The sequence below is a fragment of the Paenibacillus sp. OK076 genome, from assembly GCF_900110055.1.
GTDB lineage: Bacteria > Bacillota > Bacilli > Paenibacillales > Paenibacillaceae > Paenibacillus.
On sequence record NZ_FOCH01000001.1, the window covers coordinates 407,670 to 426,096 of the forward strand.

The window sequence follows — 18,427 nt, forward strand, 5'->3', positions numbered from 1 at the left end:
TACCACACAAGGCTTTTTAAAGAGTATCTACTTGAAGGGGATGATTGTAATAGAGGTTATATTATAGTTTTTACATTTAAATTCGAAGGTTACACCATTATTTAATCCTGTGGTTCATAATCAAACCAATCGAACAGGCTGGGCGCACCTTCTCCCGATGGATTGTGGGCATACATGGCAATGATGATTCCTGTGAAGCCACCGGCCACTTCAGTGGAGAGCAGATGGGTTTCGCCAGAGCCGAGGAAAGAGTCAGTTGTTGAATCTTGCTGTACGGAGAAAGTGAACATATCACGTTGGGCCTGAATCTGTAATATCGCAGGTCCAGCTTCACAATCCCGAATTACTTCGGTTCTTAAAGAACCAACCGTTCGTCGGAATATCAATTTTTTGTGACCGTCGATCCGCGTAATAGCCAGATCATAATGATATTTCTCATTCATATAGACGGTCAATCCCGCTTCGTCGCCATCATGCGTTGGTTCAAAGCTCAGTTTGGAAGCCATGCTGCATAAGAAATGGCTCAAGCGACGACCTACAAAGGCGGGATTTCCACCATCATTGAGAGATACAGAGTTCCCTCGCAGAACAAGATGGCCCGGGTGCTCTGTGAGTGACCAACTGCCTGGAGCCGGATTCCGCAGGAAGAGCCAGTCCAGACCCAGTGTGGTCACATTGAAATCATCCCGGATTTCCTTGCAAGGCCATTGGACTTCAGGAAGCTGTGGCCTGGTCATGACAGGCTCAATATGTCCGTCATGACCGATTATAGGCCATCCGTCACTCGTCCAGTTCACGGGTGCCAGAAACGTCTCACGTCCCAAGTGATGCCGCATGGGGTAGGCTGCCGGACGGAAGCCAAGACATACCGCCCACCAGCTCCCGTCTTGTGCTTGCACCAGATCCGCATGACCGGTGGCATGGATACTGGTTTTCATGCTGCGATTCGACAGGATCGGATTGTGAGGGCAGGGTTCGAATGGCCCGTATGGATCTGTGCTTCGCGCAATGGTTTCCATATGCCCGTATTCGGTTCCCCCTTCGGCAATCATTAGATAATAATAGTCATTTATTTTGTACAAGTGCGGGGCCTCAGGTGCAGCACCGCCGGTTCCCCTCCAGATGAACTGGCTCTCTGTCAGCTTGTTTCCCGTCAAGATGTCGATCTCACATTGATAGATCCCTTCGCCTTCATCGCCATTACAGGCGGATTGAAAGTAAATACGACCATCATCGTTAAAGAATAGGGAGGGGTCTATACCGTCCTGGGCAACAAAAATAGGATTCGACCAAGGTCCTTCAGGTTGCTTGCTTCGTACATAGAAGTTGCCACCTCCGCTTACATTGGTAGTTGTCATGTAGAACCAGCCATCATGGTGGCGTAGTGTCGGTGCGTAAATGCCCCCGGAGCTGCCTGCTTTAGCAAGTGGAAGCTGTTCGACAGAAGTGAGAACATGGCCGATTTGGCGCCAATTCACAAGATCTTTGCTGTGGAAAATGGGAACACCCGGGAAATATTCAAATGTGCTGGTTACGAGATAATAATCTTCGTCTACCCGACAGATGCTGGGGTCTGGATAGAAGCCCGGAATCACGGGATTGCTGTAGTTCGTCATCATGTAGTGCTCCTATTCATTCCAGAGTTTAACGCGATCCTGGACGTATTTAGTGAATCCATGCTCCATTTTTTCGACACCTGCATCAACAAGCTTCTGCTGATAGTCATTCCAGATGGCATCGAATTCTTCCGGTTTGGCCATGACGGCCTGCGGAATCTGCTTCCATGTAATATCCTTCACCTTATTAGCTATAATGTTGATTTCATCATCACTTGGCACAGAGATATTCCATACTGCTCCCCATGGTTTTACCGGGAAATCCTTCTCATTCGGAAACAGATCCATCCAGGTCGTTGCATCATAAGCTTTAAGAGTCTCTTTATCTACATCCGTGTAATTCTCAATAATCTGTTCCGGGAAGTTCTTGGTATAATAATTGCCAGTAGAGTCTTTCACGCCATCCCCGTAATGACCACCCATATTGGTGTAAAGGCCTACGCCGGATTCTCTGCTAAAGGCGATATTGTCATTGATAATGCGCTGCTGCACTTCCGCAGGTACAACACGCTTACCATCCTCCATCGTATATTGCTTACCTTCTACGCCCCAATAATTAAGGATTTGGCCTTCTTCAGAAGCGAGGAAATCCAGAAATTTAATGGCTCGGACCGGATCTTCAGCGCTTTCAGTTATGCCTACTCCCCAGCCTGCCATGAACCCAGTAGACTGATATCGGTTGTCCTTGTAATGGTCAGACAGCATGACAGAATAATGTCCATAGGTTTGATCATTTTTGCCTGCCGCCTTCAGTGCCTTCTCTCCATCAGAGTAGCCCCAGTCTGCATCAATCAGACCAATAACGCGACCAGAAGCGATTTTGGCCAGATATTGGTCGTTTTTCTGAACAAAAGACTCCTGATCAAGCAACCCGGTATTATACATGTGGTTAAGCCACTGAAAATACTCTTTCTCGCCTTCCGTGCGGAAATGGTAGGTTGCTTCATGCGTTTCCGGATCAATGTAGTACTCTCCATCACCAGATTTACCAGTGGTTTCAGCTGCAGGGTTTGTTACGGTAATTTGAATGTGCCAGTCATCGGCGTTTAATGTCATGCCGATATTTTTGTTGCCATTCTCATCGGTAGGGTGCTTCTCCAGATAGGATCGAATGACCTTTTCATAGTCTTGCAGTGTCTTGATCTGTGGATACCCGGCCTCCTTCACAGCACGATGCTGGAGCTCAAAACCTGCACCAGCCACGAAGTTGATTCCGTCAATGGCTGAATACGTAGGAATGACATAGATGGAGGGATCTTCGTTACTGTAGCGCAGACGCTTGATTTGGTCGCCGAAGAGTTTCTTGATATTTGGGGCATGTTGATCGATCAGATCAGTAAGGTCCAGCATTGCCCCTGCATCAACCAATTTGTCCAAATCCCCCTTGGGACTGATTAGATCGGGGTAATCACCACTTGCTGCGATCAGTGCCAGTCTCTGCGCGGGGTCTGACACTGCGAATTCGGCATCCAGTGTAATGCCTGTCTGCTTGGTAATCTCCTTACCAACATCATCCTGCATCTTATTCCAGTTCGCGTTGGAATCTGCTCCGAAGAATGTCAACGTCATCGGTGAAGTATCACTGGCATTTCCTTCTTTACTTTCCGAGCTCTCATTGCTACTACTGCACCCTGCCAGCAAGCTTAATGAAAGTGTGAGTGCGACGGAATAGTTTACAATCTTTCTCATCGAATGAACCATAATGACCCCCCTGATAATATCCGTTATTGTATTGAATGCGTTTACAATTGTGGATTTAAAAAAAGCCTTTGCACCCGACAAATAAATCATATAATCGGGTTTTCACGACTAATGACACCCCCTCGATTTGTGCTGTTTTTGCATCGCTACATGAGGAATTATAGAGAACCAATGATCGGCAAACCTTGATTTTTCGGTCATGGAGTAGCATGATATAGACATTCATCCCAACATGAATCATGGAGGGCGAACTGTTGAGCAACGCCTATTTGAATTGGTTTACAGCTGATCTGGAATTTCCGTTCTATATTCAATATGGAGGACATGAGGAAGACACCGAACTTCACAAGCATGTGGACTTTTCGGAACTTGTCATTGTCCTGAATGGCAATGCGACACATGTTGTCAATACGGAGGAATTTTTTGTTAAGAAGGGCAATGTATTTGTGATTAATGGTTCAACTCCCCATGCCTACAGAGATCCTCATGATTTTCAGATATGCAATATTATGTTCAGACCGGAAATGCTTGCTTCTGCCGGACCGGATCTGAGAAAATCCAAGGGGTTTCAGGCTTTGTTTGTTTTGGAGCCATTTTATCGCAGTATTCATTCCTATCCGAGTAAAATGGCCTTGCCTATTCCCAACCTGGAGTACGTGGAATCGCTAATCACTGTCATGATTGAGGAGTATAGAAGCAGGCAGCAAGGATATCAGACGATGCTGATCTCCCGTTTTACGGAGATGGTTGTTTATTTGTCGAGGCATTATGAGACACAGGAGAAGGGAATTGAGGGCACTAATCTGATGCATCTGGCGAATGCCATTTCCTATATCGAGGATCATTATCTGGAACCCCTGACCTTAGATGAGATTGCAGGGAAGTCGAATGTTTCTATAAGGCATCTGAACCGGATATTTCGATCCTACTATCAGATGACGCCCATTTCATATTTACAGAAGCTGCGTCTGGAAAAGGCATGTTATCTGTTAAAACAGGGGAACCTGTCCATTACCGAAATTTCTTATGAATGCGGGTTTAACGACAGTAATTATTTTACCCGGCAGTTCACAAAGGCGTATGGCATGTCTCCCAAAACGTACAGGCAGAATCATTAATATTGGAAACATCAAAACAGGGCCTCCTTATAGGGAGGTCCTGTCTGCTGTCTCAGGGAAAATTTAATAGTCCAATAGCCGTCCGTTGTCATGCCACTGACCGTACATTTTATTTTCCTTCGTGTTGGTTATGAATTTATCCAATCTGATCTGGAATAATGCTGGCTGATGTTTAACACTTTGAATCGTATCGATTGGAACGTTCAGTATTTCCATCGGGATGTAGTATACATCATTCGGAATTATTTAATAAAAGTTATAATTATTTCGATAATATTCCTTTACAGGAATATTCCTTATGGGGTATGCTTTGAATATCAGGAAGAAGAACATTTTGGTGAAGGAGATGAGATTCTACCTATACACATTAACTGAATGAGGTGAACAGCATGTCAGGACACAATCCGGGTATGGATATGGCCTTGCTGGGCGCTTTGGCTGAACCGAATCGTATGCATATCGTCGAATTATTACGTGATGGTCCTCTTACTGTGGGGGAAATTGCTGAACAGCTGGGATTACGTCAACCTCAAGCTTCGAAGCATTTGAAAGTGCTCAGTGATCATGGCATTTTGGATGTAAAGGCCGTGGCCAACCGCAGGATTTACAAGCTCCGTCCAGAACCTTTTCAAACATTGGATGAGTGGGTGCAGTCGTTTCAGAATATCATGGAAGACCGTTTTGACAATCTGGATCATTATTTGCGTGAACTGCAAAGTAAGAAAGACAAACCATAGGTATTCGCTAACTCATAAGGAGGAATGACAATGTTAAACAACGGAATGGCGTCGAGTGTGGAAAATGAAAAGGTACTTGTACTTGAGCGTGTATTTGACGCACCTCGTGAGCTTGTGTTCAGCATGTTCAAGGAAGCGGAACATCTTCAGCACTGGTGGGGACCGAGAGGGTGGGCCATTCCTGTCTGTAATGTGGATTTTCGACCAGGCGGTGTTTGGCATTACTGCATGAAATGTGAGGATAAGAACCAGGGAGATTTTTACGGTATGGAATCTTGGGGAAAAGGTGTGTATAAGGAAATTGTTGAGCCGGAACGGATTGTTTATATCGATTATTTCTCGGACGCCGAAGGCAACACAGATGAGAACCTGCCGACAACCGAAGTAACCATGCTATTCATTGATCTTGGGGGCAAGACAAAGATCGTTAATCGATCAGAGTATGTATCCGCAGAGGCATTGCAAACCGTCATGGATATGGGGATGTTGCAGGGAATTACGGAAACCTGGGACCGTTTGGCGGAACGTCTGAACGAAGTGAAGTAACAGAAAATGAAAACAGCCGTCCGTTTTTTAACTGGGCGGCTGTTTGTTGATTTTTGAGGTGTAACGCAGTTTATACTCAACTATTCCTCTTGCACATTATAAAGTACACGCGCAAGCAGGTTCTGCCCGTAATTGCCGAAATTTTTGCCAAAGATCGTCAATCCCCGTTTATTCACGGGTTCGTCCGTTACTGCAATCCGAAAGTGGATATCGCTTTTGTAATCAAGGCCAATCTGGTCCAGAGTAACATCGGAGATGCGGCATCCATCAATATAGCTGCCCTCTTGAGTGATGCGGATCAGCTTCAGCATCCCGTATTGATTCAGATGCGGCGGCCACCAGTCTGGATTGAACGTACCCCGGGTATTGCCAAAATCGCCTGGACTCGTCCAACAGCCAATCTCGATGCCGTTGACGTAGAAAAAAATATCCGAAGGGTAATTATCGCAAAAACCTGGCGCTTCTGAACCCAATTCCATGGATAACTGGATTTCGCTGAACGTCTGATTAGGCTTAAGGTAGTTGGGAATACGATACTCCAGATAACCTTCGGCCAGCCAAATCATCTCTGCATCAATACGGAGTGGGTCAGCAAAGTAGCGCGGATCATCGAACTCACCGACGATGCTGTCTCGGGTGGCGAGACCACATGTAGGAGCTGCCTGATAATCGCTATAATGACCTACCTGAATTTCAACCTCGTATCGGTTAAAAATCTCCTGTGAACGCAGGTCCACCATTAGTTTTTCCTCATTGAGATAACAAATCTTCTGAATTCCATGTTTGCCAACCGCAGTGTTGATCTCAATCAGGCCGCTTTCTTCCAATTTCTTAATATGCATTGTAATGGCGCCATTGCTGAGCCCCAGTTTGGTTGCGAGATCATTGAGGTTAAGACTCTGGTTCTTGGCAAGCAACTCAATAATCTGAATCCGGATTTCGGAACTGAGTGCTTTGAAAATATTAACGCCAGACATCAGATCTTTAATATAAATCATAGGTGGTTTTCCTTTCCACGTTCTGAACAAAGCCCTTCTGAGTTCCAGGCTTCTGTACATTTATATGGTTTGTTTTAGATAATTATAAATGATTACCCGATGGAAGGGAAGGGCAGAGAAAAGGAAGCCAAATCCCGTGTATACATAGCATAAATGAGCGTAATATTCATAAAATGTTGAATATTTACTTTAAAAAATAACTTGAATCATTTCATATATATTTGAAATATACCATTGAAATGTGATGTAACCGCTTTTATAATCCTAGTATACCTAAATTGATTTAATACTTCATGAACCAAATTAACTATTTGATCAGGAGAGGTGGAATTCGATTTGGAAAAGTTCAAAGGAATGACAAGATTCAGGAAGAAGCGTTGGGCATTACCTGCACTACTTGTACTTGTTTTGCTATTGGCGGGTCAGTCCCGGGCATTCGCGGCATTTTGGAATCTGAGCGGAGATATTGCCGTCCACGATCCATCCATCATCAAAGAAGGAAACTCATGGTATACCTTCTCAACAGGTCCTGGCATTCAGGTACTGAAATCGGATAACGGGTCATCATGGTATCGGGTTCCACAGATTTTCCTGAGTAAGCCATCCTGGTGGGCCTCTGCCGTTCCGGGACAGAGCGGTCTGGATGTATGGGCACCTGACGTTGAGCAGTACAACGGAAAAGTGTGGCTGTATTATTCCATCTCTACCTTTGGCTCCAACAGATCTGCGATCGGGCTTGCGTCTGCAACCAGCATTGGAGCAGGTCAGTGGAAGGATGAGGGATTAGTGCTTCAAACCACAACCGCCAACAATTATAACGCTATTGATCCGAATCTGGTCATCGATGCTTCAGGCAACCCGTGGCTAGCTTTCGGTTCTTTCTGGAGCGGTCTGAAGATTGTGAAACTCGACAAAAACACAATGAAACCGACCGGAAGCATATCCTCCATTGCGGCGCGTCCGAATAATGGTGGTGCCATTGAAGCTCCAAGTATTGTGTATCGGAATGGCTATTATTACTTGTTTGCCTCGATTGATTCTTGCTGCCAGGGCGTAAATAGCACGTACAAAATGGTCTATGGACGTTCAACGAGTATTACAGGTCCTTATGTGGACAAAAACGGTATGAGCATGTTGAATGGCGGCGGAACGATATTGGACTCGGGGAACGTCAAGTGGAAGGGACCCGGTGGTCAGGATGTGTATAACGGTAATGTGATTGCGCGCCACGCCTATGATGCTGATGATAATGGCAATCCAAAATTGCTAATCAACGACTTGCTATGGGATTCCAGCGGATGGCCAACATACTAATTTATTTTAAATAAATATAAAATGTTTTAATAAAGTATTGACTAAAGTGATCTGGGTTTGATAAATTTAACAACAGAAATCTTATTTCCAGCTACTTGAATACGGTTACAAATCCAGATCAGGAGGGGTTCAGATGGTAAAGAAAAAGAGTTTGGTTACGATAATGCTTCTTATGCTTGTAAGCGCAATCGTGTTTGCAGGCTGCGGTGGCAGCAGCGGTTCAAGCGGGGACAAGGAACTGACGTTTATGTTCCGGGGCGGAACAGATGAACAGAAGGCATATCAAGCCGTTGTTAAGAAATTCGAAGAAGAGCATCCAGGTGTCAAAGTCAAAATTATCGTAACAGCTGCGGATCAGTACGCAACCAAATTGAGAGCTGCTATTACAGGCAACAGCTTGCCAGACGTATTCTATTTTAACCCTGGCGATGTGAAAGCCTATGTGAACAGCAATGTGTTGATGAATCTGACACCTTACGTTGAAAATAATGCGGATGTAGATCTCGATAACATCTGGAAATATGGTGTGGATCTGTATCGCTATGATGGCAAAATGGCAGGTCAGGGCGATCTCTACGGCATGCCGAAAGATCTGGGTCCGTTTGCACTCGGTTATAACAAAACTTTATTTGAAAAAGAAGGCATTCCATTCCCTGACAAGGACAAGCCATATACATGGGATGAGTTCATTAAGGTAAATCAGCAAGCGACCAAGGATACGAATGGAGACGGCAAACCGGACGTATTTGGTACAGGCTTTAACGTACAGTGGGCCTTGCAAGCTTTTGTATGGAGCAATGGCGCCGACTGGCTGGATGAAACGAAAACAAAAGTGACCATTGATGATCCGAAATTCGCGGAAGCACTGCAATTCTTTGCGGACATGCAAAACAAATACAAAATCACGCCTTCCATTGAGGAAGCGCAAACATTGGATACGTACCAACGCTGGATGAAAGGGGAAATGGCTTTCTTCCCTGTAGGTCCATGGGATATGAGTACATTCGAGAAACTGCCTTTCGAGTATGACCTGCTGCCTTTCCCTGCGGGCTCTACCGGAAAATCCGCAACGTGGATCGGTTCACTCGGTATCGGTGTATCGGCCAAAACGAAATATCCAGAAGAAGCTGCAGCATTGGTTAATTACCTCACAGCTTCCAAAGAAGGCATGCAGCAGTTGGTGGATGCCAAAGTACAGATCCCGAATTTGCTCGATATGGCTGACGAATGGGCTAAGGATACATCTACAAAACCAGCCAACAAACAGGAATTCATTGATATCGTAGAAGATTATGGCCGTTCTCTTCCAGGGAACTACACGTACAACGCAGAATGGTATGACCTGTTCTTCACCGACATTCAACCGGTTCTGGATGGCAAGATTACAGCCGCAGAATATGTGAAGCAGCAGCAGCCCAAAATGCAAAAGCTGTTAGACAAAGCGGTAGAACAAGAGAAGAAATCTCAGAAATAAAACATTTAGCAACATGCTGAAATCATGTGAATGAAATAAGAATGAAGTTAGGTTCAGAGAGAAGCAGCCTAAGCCAAATGGATAGAGTAGTAGATTCCGTTTTTCAAAAAAAGGCGGTGCCAGCAGCCTGCTATCACGCTGCTGGCATCATTTTGAATTCCATACGGGTATGTTGCATGAATTGATCAAGCAAGCAGGCGTGTATCGATTCATGCAACATGCTGATATTAGAAACAGGGGTGAGCGCAGTGATTACAAAATCTAGTTTGTATCGCAAAGAGAGGCTGTACGGATATTTATTTATTTTGCCTCCGGTTCTTGGTTTGCTGATCTTTGTCCTGTTCCCTTTCCTATATTCCTTGTACGGTTCGTTTACGGATTGGGATGGCTTGGGACAGATGAACTTTATTGGTTTAGCCAATTTTAAGGATTTGCTCACGGATGATCTGTTTTACAAAGCGATGTTCAACACCTTTTATCTGATGCTGGGTATCCCGATTGGTTTGTTGCTTGCATTGCTGCTGGCGATGGGTCTGAATCGTAAAATTCCCGGCACAACGACGTTCCGTGTAATCTATTATATTCCGGTTATTTCTTCCCTCGCAGCGGTGTCCATCATGTGGAACTGGGCGTACAACGGGGATTACGGATTAGTGAACCAATTCCTGGATCTGTTCGGTATTGAAGGCCCTAACTGGCTCGCAAACAAAGATACAGTTAAACCGGCCCTGATTATTATGACGGTATGGAAAGGTCTAGGTTATACGATGTTATTGTATCTGGCTGCACTGCAAAGTGTGTCACGTACATATTACGAAGCAGCTGAGCTCGATGGAGCAAACGGGTTCCAGATTTTCCGCAACATCACCTGGCCGATGGTGAAGCCAGTTACCTTTTTCCTCGTTGTTACGAATATCATTGGTGGTTCCCAAATCTTCACCGAAATGAACATTATGACGCCTACCGGCGGTCCTGAATATTCATCTGCATCCATCGTCTTCTACATCTGGCAGAAAGCATTTAGCAACCTGCAAATGGGTTATGCCTCTGCGATGGCCATGATTCTTGGTATTTTCATTTTTGTCATTACCTTGGTGCAATTCAAAATGAACGAAAAATCAGCCTATGATGGGGATTAATGGTCTAGGAAAGGAGTGAACCGGAGATGTCTTACAGTCAAAAGAGGAAACTAACGAACTCTATCATTTTTATCGTGTTGGCACTTGGTGCTATTGCGATGATTGCACCACTGATCTGGATGTTGTCCACTTCCGTGAAGGAGAAGCAAGATGTGTTCGCACTTCCGCCTGTGTGGATACCTGAAGTGTTCCAATTCGGAAAGTATAAGGAAATCTGGGAAGCAGGTCCGCTACTCAGCGGGATCAAAAACAGCTTGATCGTGGCGATCAGTGTTACCGTTGTCGGGACGTTTACGTCGAGTATCGCTGCCTTTGCTTTTGCCAAATTAAGATTTCCGCATAAAAATAAATTGTTTCTAGCATTGCTCGCATCGATGATGATTCCGTATCCGACAGTCATGATTCCGCAGTTCATCATGTTCTCGAAGCTGGGCTGGGTGGACACACTGCTGCCGCTTATCGTTCCAGGATTATTTGGTAACGTCGTCATGATCTTCTTCCTGCGTCAATATCTGCTTAGTGTGCCTGATGCCATTATTGAAGCAGCGAAAATTGATGGCAGCTCTTATTTCCGACTGTACTCCAGCATTACGTTCCCGCTCATTAAACCGGCGATTGCCGCTCAGCTGATTCTCTGGTTCATGGGCATCTGGAACGATTATCTGGCACCGATTATTTATCTGAATTCACCTGAAAAACAGACCTTGCAGCTCGTTATTGCGAACTTTAATGCCACGTATGCGATCCAGACGGATTATCCGCTCATTATGGCAGCATCCATTGTTGCGCTGCTGCCGGTATTGATCATCTTCCTGATCTTCCAGAAACAGATTATTGAATCGGTAGCGATCTCTGGAGTGAAAGGATGAATCAGCGGAGAACATTCCGCGGGTGGACGAATTCAGGAAAAGGAGTTGTTGCTTCTATGTTGCTGCTGCTGTTGGTCGGAGCTACAGGCTGTTCTGGAGATGGCGCAGGGGAATCGGTGTCCACGCCGGTCTTTCCTAAGGCTCCCCAAGATACTCAATTGTATGACACCTCCATTCTGGATGACGAATCCCGTTGGACGGTGAACAATGCGCATGATCCAGCTATTATCAAAACAGATCAGGGATACTACGTCTATTCCACAGACGTCCGTGTCGCAGGGGAAGCGAAACCCGGAGTCATGGTACGCAAATCGGATGATCTGATCAACTGGTCATGGGTAGGTCAGGCTTTGCCGGGCATTCCGAAGGAAGCGCTTGATTGGACAGGGGCGGTAAATCTATGGGCACCGGATGTGATTCAGGTTGGTGACACTTACCGGATGTACTATTCGGCTTCGACCTTTGGCAGTACGCGTTCGGCTATTGGTTTGCAAACATCCTCGTCCCCGGAGGGTCCTTGGACAGATGAAGGGTTGGTTGTTAAGACATCCGAGAATGAAAAGGATAAGTTAAATGCCATTGATGCCAATCCGGTATTGGATGCCGAAGGCAATTCATGGATGGTCTACGGTTCCTTTTTCGATGGGATATACATTGCACCTCTCGATCCGGCAACCGGAAAGTTCAAGGAAGAGGGGTATGGTATTCGCATTGCCGCCCGTGATCGTGCTACAGAAGAAGGTGCGGTGGAGGGTCCATATATAGTGTATAACCCGGAGTTCAAAAAGTATTATCTATTCGTCTCGTATGATTCCTTATTCGAAGATTATAACGTGCGTGTAGCCCGCGCTGATTCGATTACTGGCCCCTACACGGACGTAAATGGCATGAACATGCTGGATACGGAGCATCTGCCTCAATATGAAGTCGGAACCAAAATTCTGGGTGGCTATCGCTTCACCGAAGGTGAAGGCTGGGTTGCACCAGGACATAACTCGGTCCTTAAGGATGGCGACGATTATTATATCGTGCATCATGCGAGAGGTGAGACGGATAAAAACTGGCCGTATCTGCATGTACGTAAAATGCTGTGGACCAAGGACGGCTGGCCTGTGGTGTCACCAGAACGTTATGCAGGTGAATACGCACAGGACATACCGAAGTCGATGATCGCCGGGGAGTGGGAAGGACTGGCTGTTGACCCGTCGGTGGACGGACAGGTGCAGGCGGTGCCTTACACCTTGCAAGCCAATGGCCAATTGAAAAGCGAAAACGGTTCAGGCAAATGGACGTTTGACGGCAAACAAACACTGACACTGGAGTGGAAAGAAAGCCCGTGGGGCGGAGCTTCCACAGAAGAGCTCAAGCTGCTCCCGTCCTGGGACTGGGAGCGAAGCCAGCCTGCGCTCGTGGTCACTGGTCTGAACGACCGCGGCATTGCCGTCTGGGGCAAGCAGATCAGCGCAGCGGAGAAGTAAAGAGCCTTAGATATGGCTCGAACTAGGGCGGAGTCGACCGAGCGCGGTTAGAGCGAGGCTGTTGCTTTTGAGGTGCACCAGCAGTGAAGGGGGAGGAAGGAGCCGAAGGAGCGACTTTGGCATCCGATTTCAACCGCCAAGAGCGGTGGGAAAAAGAAATCGGAGGACAAGAGAGCGACAAGGCCCTGCCACCTCCGGAGCGTCCGCGGTGTACCAAGGGCTGGCCGAAAAAATATGGCCAGCGATGCACTTAGTGGGGAGAGTCGACCAAGCGAAGCAGTCGACCCCATAGAGACAGAGCCACACCGACGGCTCGGAGTTTGGATTTGGTTCAGCGAGCGCGGTTAGAGCGAGGCTGTTGCTTTTGAGGTGCACCAGTAGTGAAGGGGGAGGAAGGAGCCGAAGGAGCGACTTTGGCATCCGATTTCAACCGCCAAGAGCGGTGGGAAAAAGAAATCGGAGGACAAGAGAGCGACAAGGCCCTGCCACCCCCGAAGCGCCCGCGGTGCACCAGCAATAGGTTTTATGTTTACCGCACAAGGTTACAAATCTTAACTCCGAGCCATACACACACATTTGAAAGGGGAGCATTCCCATGACTGATTCCATTACATTTACCAATCCCATTCTGGAGCAGCGTGCTGATCCGTGGGTGTACCGTCACACAGATGGCTACTATTATTTCTCTGCTTCCGTGCCAGCCTTTGACCGGATTGAGATTCGGCGTGCACAAACCTTGGAAGAGTTGCGAGATGCTGAGCCGGTAACGGCTTGGCACAAACATGAGACAGGACCGATGAGTGCCAACATTTGGGCACCTGAGATTCATTTTATCGATGGAAAATGGTATATACATTACGCTGCAGCCCATACCAGCGAAACCAATGAGGGCCTTTTCGACCACCGCATGTATGTGCTGGAGAACGACTCGCCCAACCCGCTCGAAGGCGCGTGGGTAGAGAAGGGACAGATTCGGACGCGTTGGGAGACATTTGCCTTGGATGCAACAACGTTTGAACACAAAGGGATCCGTTATTTGGTCTGGGCGCAAAAGGACCCGGACATTCCGGGCAACTCCAACCTGTACATTTCCGAAATGGAAAATCCATGGACGCTGCGTGGGGAGCAGGTCATGATTTCTACGCCGGAATATGATTGGGAGATCATCGGCTTCAAGGTAAATGAAGGGGCAGCAGTGCTGCATCGCAATGGGCGGATCTTCATTGGTTACTCGGCGAGTGCGACCGACTATAATTATTGTATGGGGTTGCTCACTGCGGATGAAGACGCCGATTTGCTTGATCCAGCGAGCTGGGTGAAATCGCCTAAGCCGGTATTCCAAACGTGTGAAGAGAATGGTCAATATGGTCCGGGTCACAACAGCTTTACGGTATCACCGGACGGCAAGACGGATATTCTCATCTATCACGCACGAAATTACAAGGACATCGAGGGAGACCCTCTCTACGATCCGAATCGTCACGCCCGCGCGCAGGTCATTCACTGGAACGAAGATGGCACGCCTCACTTTGGAGTCCCTGTTCCGGATGGGAAGGCTGCAGCTAAAGCAAAATAAGAATTGAAGTTTTGGATCAAAAGAGCCCTTAGTTAGCGAATGACGCTGATTAAGGGCTCTTATTTATGCAAACATTGTGTATGAAGGCATGAGGATGAATACCATAAACTTACATAGAAGCAACCATCCCTCTGACCAAAGCGTATGAGGAGTATACAATTTACTATACACATAACATTAGGAGGCCATATATGGATTCGCGTGAGACATTGGACCGGGAGCTGGAACAGATTTTAAAATGGGAAAAAGGGCAGAAGGACTTGTTTATTTGGGACAAAATTGGACGTTTGCCATTTGCCATGCTGGATAAAGTGATGCCCAAAGCGCTGAAACAGAAGATTGGCGACTCGCTGAACGAAGTCGGCCAGTATGTGCAGAATGGCGGGAAATTTCTCGTTCAGAAAAAGAAGGTGGCTGAGCTGCTCCGAGAGGAAGCGATCCAATCCGGTTATTCCATGAAGGCCGATACCTCTTACGATGAACAGGATGGAGAGTCAAAGGATACGACGAAAATTCACAGCGTGGAAGGCTTACCGCTTGAAGTGCTGGATCGCACTGCCGATAGTATTACGGATAGTCGGACGAGGTTTGCTGCTGCACAAGGGGCTGCAACAGGTATCGGGGGCATTGTAACGATTGCAGCGGATATTCCGATGGTGATGGGGCTTTCCCTGAAGGTGCTGCAGGAGATGGCGTTATGCTATGGATATGATCCCGACGAACCTCAAGAGCGCATATTTATCGTCAAATGTCTGCAATTCTCTTCGGCAGATATTGTGGGCAAGAAAGCGATTATTGATGAACTCGCCGATTACGATAATCCGGATAAGCAGGTTGAGGTTATCTCTCAAATGCAGGGCTGGCGGGAGGTTTTTAATTCCTACAGTGAATCGTTTGGATGGAAAAAGCTGTTCCAGCTCATTCCGATTGCGGGTATGGTATTCGGTTCGGTGAGTAACAAAAATACGATTCGTGATGTTGCCGAAGCCGGAAAAATGTTATATAAAAAGCGCCTGATTCTTCAGCGCCTTTCGCAATGATGTCTTTTCACAAAAATGGCTATGTGACCACAGCCTCTCGGTTCTGATTCTGAGGCTAACGAATCGAGGGCACCCTATTATGGTCTATAGAAGGATGCGCTGATTCTAAGGAATATCACCATCGCTATTTGCATGATAATCATACTAAATGATGCGAAAACACACAAAACATGAGGAATAAGGCGTCTACGATTCGTTACATTGGCGGATTGTCAGAAATGATGCTAATAATGTGCGCTGGATTCGTTATACACATGTGATCCTACTGTTTTCCAAAATTTCTCGCAGGCTCAGTTGCTGCCGCTCTTGTTGGCTGACCACCCTTGTCATGAAGTAGGGCACCGCGTGGTGGAAGCTGCACACGGTTGACGCTAACGCTGACAAAACAAAAACGGGATGAAGCCTAAAGGTAAAGGCTTCATCCCGTTTGCACATGCAAGCGTAAATTCAAGGTTAGTTAACCATCTGACGTTACTTTTCGCTAAACATTCGTAACAGTGTTCTTTGGTTTCATTGTGCATTGAAGTTTATGTTGTATAGGATTTGTTATTCTTCACTACCATTCTCTTCCGCCCAACGGTTCAGCAACTTATCCGATGGAAGCAGGAAGGTGAAGATTCCGATCAGTGGCAGGAAGCTGCACATTTGCATGACTGGAGATACGCCGAACACGTCGATCCAGTTCCCCAGCACGAGAGCGCCCAGACCGCCCATACCAAATGCCAGGCCAGTAATCAGGCCGGAGACGGTTCCGATTTTGCCCGGAATCAGCATCTGTGCATACACAACGGTCACCGAGAAGCTGGATAACATGATGAAACCAATAATGGTCAGCAGCACGGCTGTCCAGAACAGATTCGCGTAAGGCAGCAGCAGCGCCAGTGGAGCGGCTCCAGCCATTGACAGAAAGATCATGTTGCGTTTACCGAAGCGATCCGCCAGTGGACCACCGAAGAACGTACCAAGAGCCCCAGCCGCCAGGAACAAGAAGATATAGATCTGTGCGTCCTCTGTGGACAAGTTGAATGTATCCTTCAGGTTAAACGCATAGAAGCTCCCGATCGAAGCGACATACCACGAACGGACAAAGACGAGCAGAATCAAAATGGTTATGGCAGCAGCAATCTTTTTACGTAATGCCGGATTGGGAGCACGACGGGCTGCCGCCTGTCTACGCAAATACCCTCCCGATTGCAGCATGCGTCCATACCAGCGAGCGATATAGATTTGCACCGCGATCCCCGCAGCAGCTATGCCCGTGAATCCGATGGCGCCGAACAATCCAAACGGAATGAAAATCCATCTGGTGAGCAATGGAGCCAGAGATTGACCGGCGTTACCTCCCACCTGGAAGATTGACTGAGCGAGACCCCGACGAGGCCCTGCGGCCATATGGGATACCCGTGAACCCTCTGGATGGAAAGCCGCCGAACCGAGCCCAACAAAGATGACAGAGATCAGGACAGCCATATAACTGTCGGCGAAGGCTAGCAATAGCATACCGGTAAACGTAAAGCCCATACCGATGGGTAGAATGGATGGTGTCGGTTTTCTATCAGCAAACCAGCCTACAACAGGCTGCATGATGGAAGCAGTAAAGTTAATAGCAAACGAAATCCATCCGATCTGCGTATACGTGAGATGCATGGAGTCTTTCAGAATTGGAAAAATAGCTGGAATGACAGATTGGATGGAATCGTTGAACAAATGAACCAGACTGATGGCAATTAAGATCCGATAAACGGTACCTTGAGCATCCAATCCGGGTGGAGCTTTCGAACGCGCAGCGGCGTCTTTGGATAATGAATTTTGCATGGACATGAACAGTTCTCCTTTGGTCGCGGTCACGAGGGATCAGCGCCTGATGATGTGATGTGCCTAAGCATATTGTTACATAATAGGACAGATTTGATAGGTCGACAAGGGGAACAGGTGAAATTAACGTTCTCTTTATAATGTAAACTATTGATATACTTTAAAAAATCTACTATTAAGGTCTGCTAAATCAGAAATGATAAAGGACTGATCAATATGAAATCGCTATCACCATATGTTCTTGCCAAACGTAATTTGGCGATGACCATTCTATTGATGGCAGTCATGACTTTTCTGACTATCTATGTTGCATCGACGTCTCTGTACTTTGCTATCGGATTTTTTGTAAAAAAAAGCCGAATTTCTTCAGATAGAAGAGTTCGGCTTTTGTGTGTTCTATGAATTTATTGTGTACAAAACATAATTGATGTATCTACCCAATTAACGATTATCAATCGTCTCTGGATACATATCATGATTCATCATGCGGTGCTCAGCCATTTGCTCATACTTCGTACCCGGTTTGCCGTAGTTGGTGTACGGATCGATGGAAATGCCGCCGCGCGGCGTGAATTTACCCCACACTTCAATGAAGCGTGGGTCCATCAGTTTGATCAGGTCGTTCATGATGATGTTTACGCAATCCTCGTGGAAATCGCCATGGTTGCGGAAGCTGAACAGGTACAGCTTAAGTGACTTGCTCTCTACCATTTTTACATCAGGGATGTAGCTGATATAGATCGTTGCAAAGTCCGGCTGACCCGTGATCGGGCACAGGCTGGTGAACTCCGGGCAGTTGAATTTGACAAAATAATCCCGGTAGGGGTGTTTGTTATCGAAATTCTCCAGAATTCCCGGATCATATTCAAACGTATATTTTACGCCCTGGTTACCCAGCAACGTTAAATCTTGCATTTCATCAGGTTGTCTCATGGATTCGTAAACGCTCCTTATTTCCGGCAACGCACGAAGCTTACCGGTATATATGATAGGCTATCTTAGCCTC

General features: G+C 46.6%; 15 protein-coding genes and 1 pseudogene. 10 read left to right on the plus strand and 6 right to left on the minus strand.

The genetic code is table 11. The annotated features are described in order from the left end of the window. Window positions 1–101: 101 nt before the first annotated feature. The gene (locus tag BMY78_RS01720) at window positions 102–1,619 is read right to left on the minus strand and encodes a glycoside hydrolase family 43 protein (RefSeq protein WP_090894094.1); all 1,518 of its coding nucleotides are present in this window, start codon (window positions 1,617–1,619) and stop codon (window positions 102–104) included. A gap of 9 nt (window positions 1,620–1,628) precedes the next feature. Then, the gene (locus BMY78_RS01725) at window positions 1,629–3,317 is read right to left on the minus strand and encodes an ABC transporter substrate-binding protein (protein ID WP_090901882.1); all 1,689 of its coding nucleotides are present in this window, start codon (window positions 3,315–3,317) and stop codon (window positions 1,629–1,631) included. A gap of 254 nt (window positions 3,318–3,571) precedes the next feature. Here BMY78_RS01725 and BMY78_RS01730 point away from each other — a divergent pair, with 254 nt between their 5' ends. Next, window positions 3,572–4,435, plus strand: coding sequence for a helix-turn-helix domain-containing protein (locus tag BMY78_RS01730; protein ID WP_090894097.1), 864 nt, complete (start codon window positions 3,572–3,574; stop codon window positions 4,433–4,435). A gap of 63 nt (window positions 4,436–4,498) precedes the next feature. Here BMY78_RS01730 and BMY78_RS33130 read toward each other — a convergent pair. Beyond that, window positions 4,499–4,636, minus strand: a pseudogene (locus BMY78_RS33130) (thymidylate synthase); the annotation flags it as partial. Window positions 4,637–4,824: 188 nt separating this feature from the next. Between BMY78_RS33130 and BMY78_RS01740 the strand changes: the two are divergent. Both BMY78_RS01740 and BMY78_RS01745 read left to right on the plus strand, forming a co-directional pair. After that, window positions 4,825–5,172 (plus strand): ArsR/SmtB family transcription factor, encoded by a 348-nt coding sequence (locus BMY78_RS01740; RefSeq protein ID WP_074093855.1) that lies wholly within the window; start codon window positions 4,825–4,827, stop codon window positions 5,170–5,172. Window positions 5,173–5,202: 30 nt separating this feature from the next. Next, the gene (locus tag BMY78_RS01745) at window positions 5,203–5,718 is read left to right on the plus strand and encodes an SRPBCC domain-containing protein (RefSeq protein ID WP_090894100.1); all 516 of its coding nucleotides are present in this window, start codon (window positions 5,203–5,205) and stop codon (window positions 5,716–5,718) included. Between the two features lie 80 nt (window positions 5,719–5,798). Here the strand turns inward: BMY78_RS01745 and BMY78_RS01750 are convergent, their stop codons facing one another. Beyond that, on the minus strand, window positions 5,799–6,716 hold the full coding sequence (locus tag BMY78_RS01750; protein WP_090894102.1) for an ArsR/SmtB family transcription factor: 918 nt from the start codon (window positions 6,714–6,716) through the stop codon (window positions 5,799–5,801). Between the two features lie 354 nt (window positions 6,717–7,070). Between BMY78_RS01750 and BMY78_RS01755 the strand changes: the two genes are divergently transcribed. From BMY78_RS01755 to BMY78_RS01785, 7 genes are all read left to right on the plus strand, one after another. Continuing rightward, entirely contained in the window at window positions 7,071–8,030 is a 960-nt protein-coding gene (locus BMY78_RS01755) for an arabinan endo-1,5-alpha-L-arabinosidase AbnA (protein WP_177185777.1), read from the plus strand. 133 nt (window positions 8,031–8,163) lie between these two features. After that, entirely contained in the window at window positions 8,164–9,504 is a 1,341-nt protein-coding gene (locus BMY78_RS01760; protein WP_090894106.1) for an ABC transporter substrate-binding protein, read from the plus strand. Window positions 9,505–9,752: 248 nt separating this feature from the next. Next, on the plus strand, window positions 9,753–10,643 hold the full coding sequence (locus tag BMY78_RS01765; protein WP_062324023.1) for a carbohydrate ABC transporter permease: 891 nt from the start codon (window positions 9,753–9,755) through the stop codon (window positions 10,641–10,643). A gap of 26 nt (window positions 10,644–10,669) precedes the next feature. Continuing rightward, window positions 10,670–11,512 (plus strand): carbohydrate ABC transporter permease, encoded by an 843-nt coding sequence (locus BMY78_RS01770; RefSeq protein WP_090894108.1) that lies wholly within the window; start codon window positions 10,670–10,672, stop codon window positions 11,510–11,512. Between the two features lie 56 nt (window positions 11,513–11,568). Continuing rightward, a complete protein-coding gene (locus tag BMY78_RS01775; RefSeq protein ID WP_090901886.1) occupies window positions 11,569–12,990 on the plus strand; it encodes an arabinan endo-1,5-alpha-L-arabinosidase in 1,422 nt (473 codons plus the stop codon). A 595-nt stretch (window positions 12,991–13,585) separates the two neighbouring features. Further along, window positions 13,586–14,566, plus strand: coding sequence for a glycoside hydrolase family 43 protein (locus tag BMY78_RS01780; RefSeq protein ID WP_090894111.1), 981 nt, complete (start codon window positions 13,586–13,588; stop codon window positions 14,564–14,566). Between the two features lie 191 nt (window positions 14,567–14,757). Further along, a complete protein-coding gene (locus BMY78_RS01785) occupies window positions 14,758–15,606 on the plus strand; it encodes an EcsC family protein (RefSeq protein WP_090894113.1) in 849 nt (282 codons plus the stop codon). A 546-nt stretch (window positions 15,607–16,152) separates the two neighbouring features. Here the strand turns inward: BMY78_RS01785 and BMY78_RS01790 are convergent. Both BMY78_RS01790 and queF read right to left on the minus strand, forming a co-directional pair. After that, the gene (locus BMY78_RS01790) at window positions 16,153–17,421 is read right to left on the minus strand and encodes an MFS transporter (RefSeq protein WP_090901889.1); all 1,269 of its coding nucleotides are present in this window, start codon (window positions 17,419–17,421) and stop codon (window positions 16,153–16,155) included. A 441-nt stretch (window positions 17,422–17,862) separates the two neighbouring features. Further along, window positions 17,863–18,354 carry a preQ(1) synthase gene (gene queF, locus BMY78_RS01795; protein WP_063564570.1) on the minus strand — a complete coding sequence of 164 codons (492 nt, stop codon included), beginning with the start codon at window positions 18,352–18,354 and terminating at the stop codon, window positions 17,863–17,865. Window positions 18,355–18,427 lie beyond the last annotated feature (73 nt).

Bases quoted from the DNA above. Each gene is read 5' to 3' on its own strand.
- BMY78_RS01770 (WP_090894108.1), top strand. From the start codon at position 10,670: ATGTCTTACAGTCAAAAGAGGAAACTAACGAACTCTATCATTTTTATC.
- BMY78_RS01740 (WP_074093855.1), top strand. From the start codon at position 4,825: ATGTCAGGACACAATCCGGGTATGGATATGGCCTTGCTGGGCGCTTTG.
- queF (WP_063564570.1), bottom strand. From the start codon at position 18,354: ATGAGACAACCTGATGAAATGCAAGATTTAACGTTGCTGGGTAACCAG.
- BMY78_RS01760 (WP_090894106.1), top strand. From the start codon at position 8,164: ATGGTAAAGAAAAAGAGTTTGGTTACGATAATGCTTCTTATGCTTGTA.
- BMY78_RS01780 (WP_090894111.1), top strand. From the start codon at position 13,586: ATGACTGATTCCATTACATTTACCAATCCCATTCTGGAGCAGCGTGCT.
- BMY78_RS01790 (WP_090901889.1), bottom strand. From the start codon at position 17,421: ATGCAAAATTCATTATCCAAAGACGCCGCTGCGCGTTCGAAAGCTCCA.
- BMY78_RS01750 (WP_090894102.1), bottom strand. From the start codon at position 6,716: ATGATTTATATTAAAGATCTGATGTCTGGCGTTAATATTTTCAAAGCA.
- BMY78_RS01785 (WP_090894113.1), top strand. From the start codon at position 14,758: ATGGATTCGCGTGAGACATTGGACCGGGAGCTGGAACAGATTTTAAAA.
- BMY78_RS01720 (WP_090894094.1), bottom strand. From the start codon at position 1,619: ATGATGACGAACTACAGCAATCCCGTGATTCCGGGCTTCTATCCAGAC.
- BMY78_RS01745 (WP_090894100.1), top strand. From the start codon at position 5,203: ATGTTAAACAACGGAATGGCGTCGAGTGTGGAAAATGAAAAGGTACTT.
- BMY78_RS01775 (WP_090901886.1), top strand. From the start codon at position 11,569: ATGTTGCTGCTGCTGTTGGTCGGAGCTACAGGCTGTTCTGGAGATGGC.
- BMY78_RS01755 (WP_177185777.1), top strand. From the start codon at position 7,071: ATGACAAGATTCAGGAAGAAGCGTTGGGCATTACCTGCACTACTTGTA.
- BMY78_RS01725 (WP_090901882.1), bottom strand. From the start codon at position 3,317: ATGGTTCATTCGATGAGAAAGATTGTAAACTATTCCGTCGCACTCACA.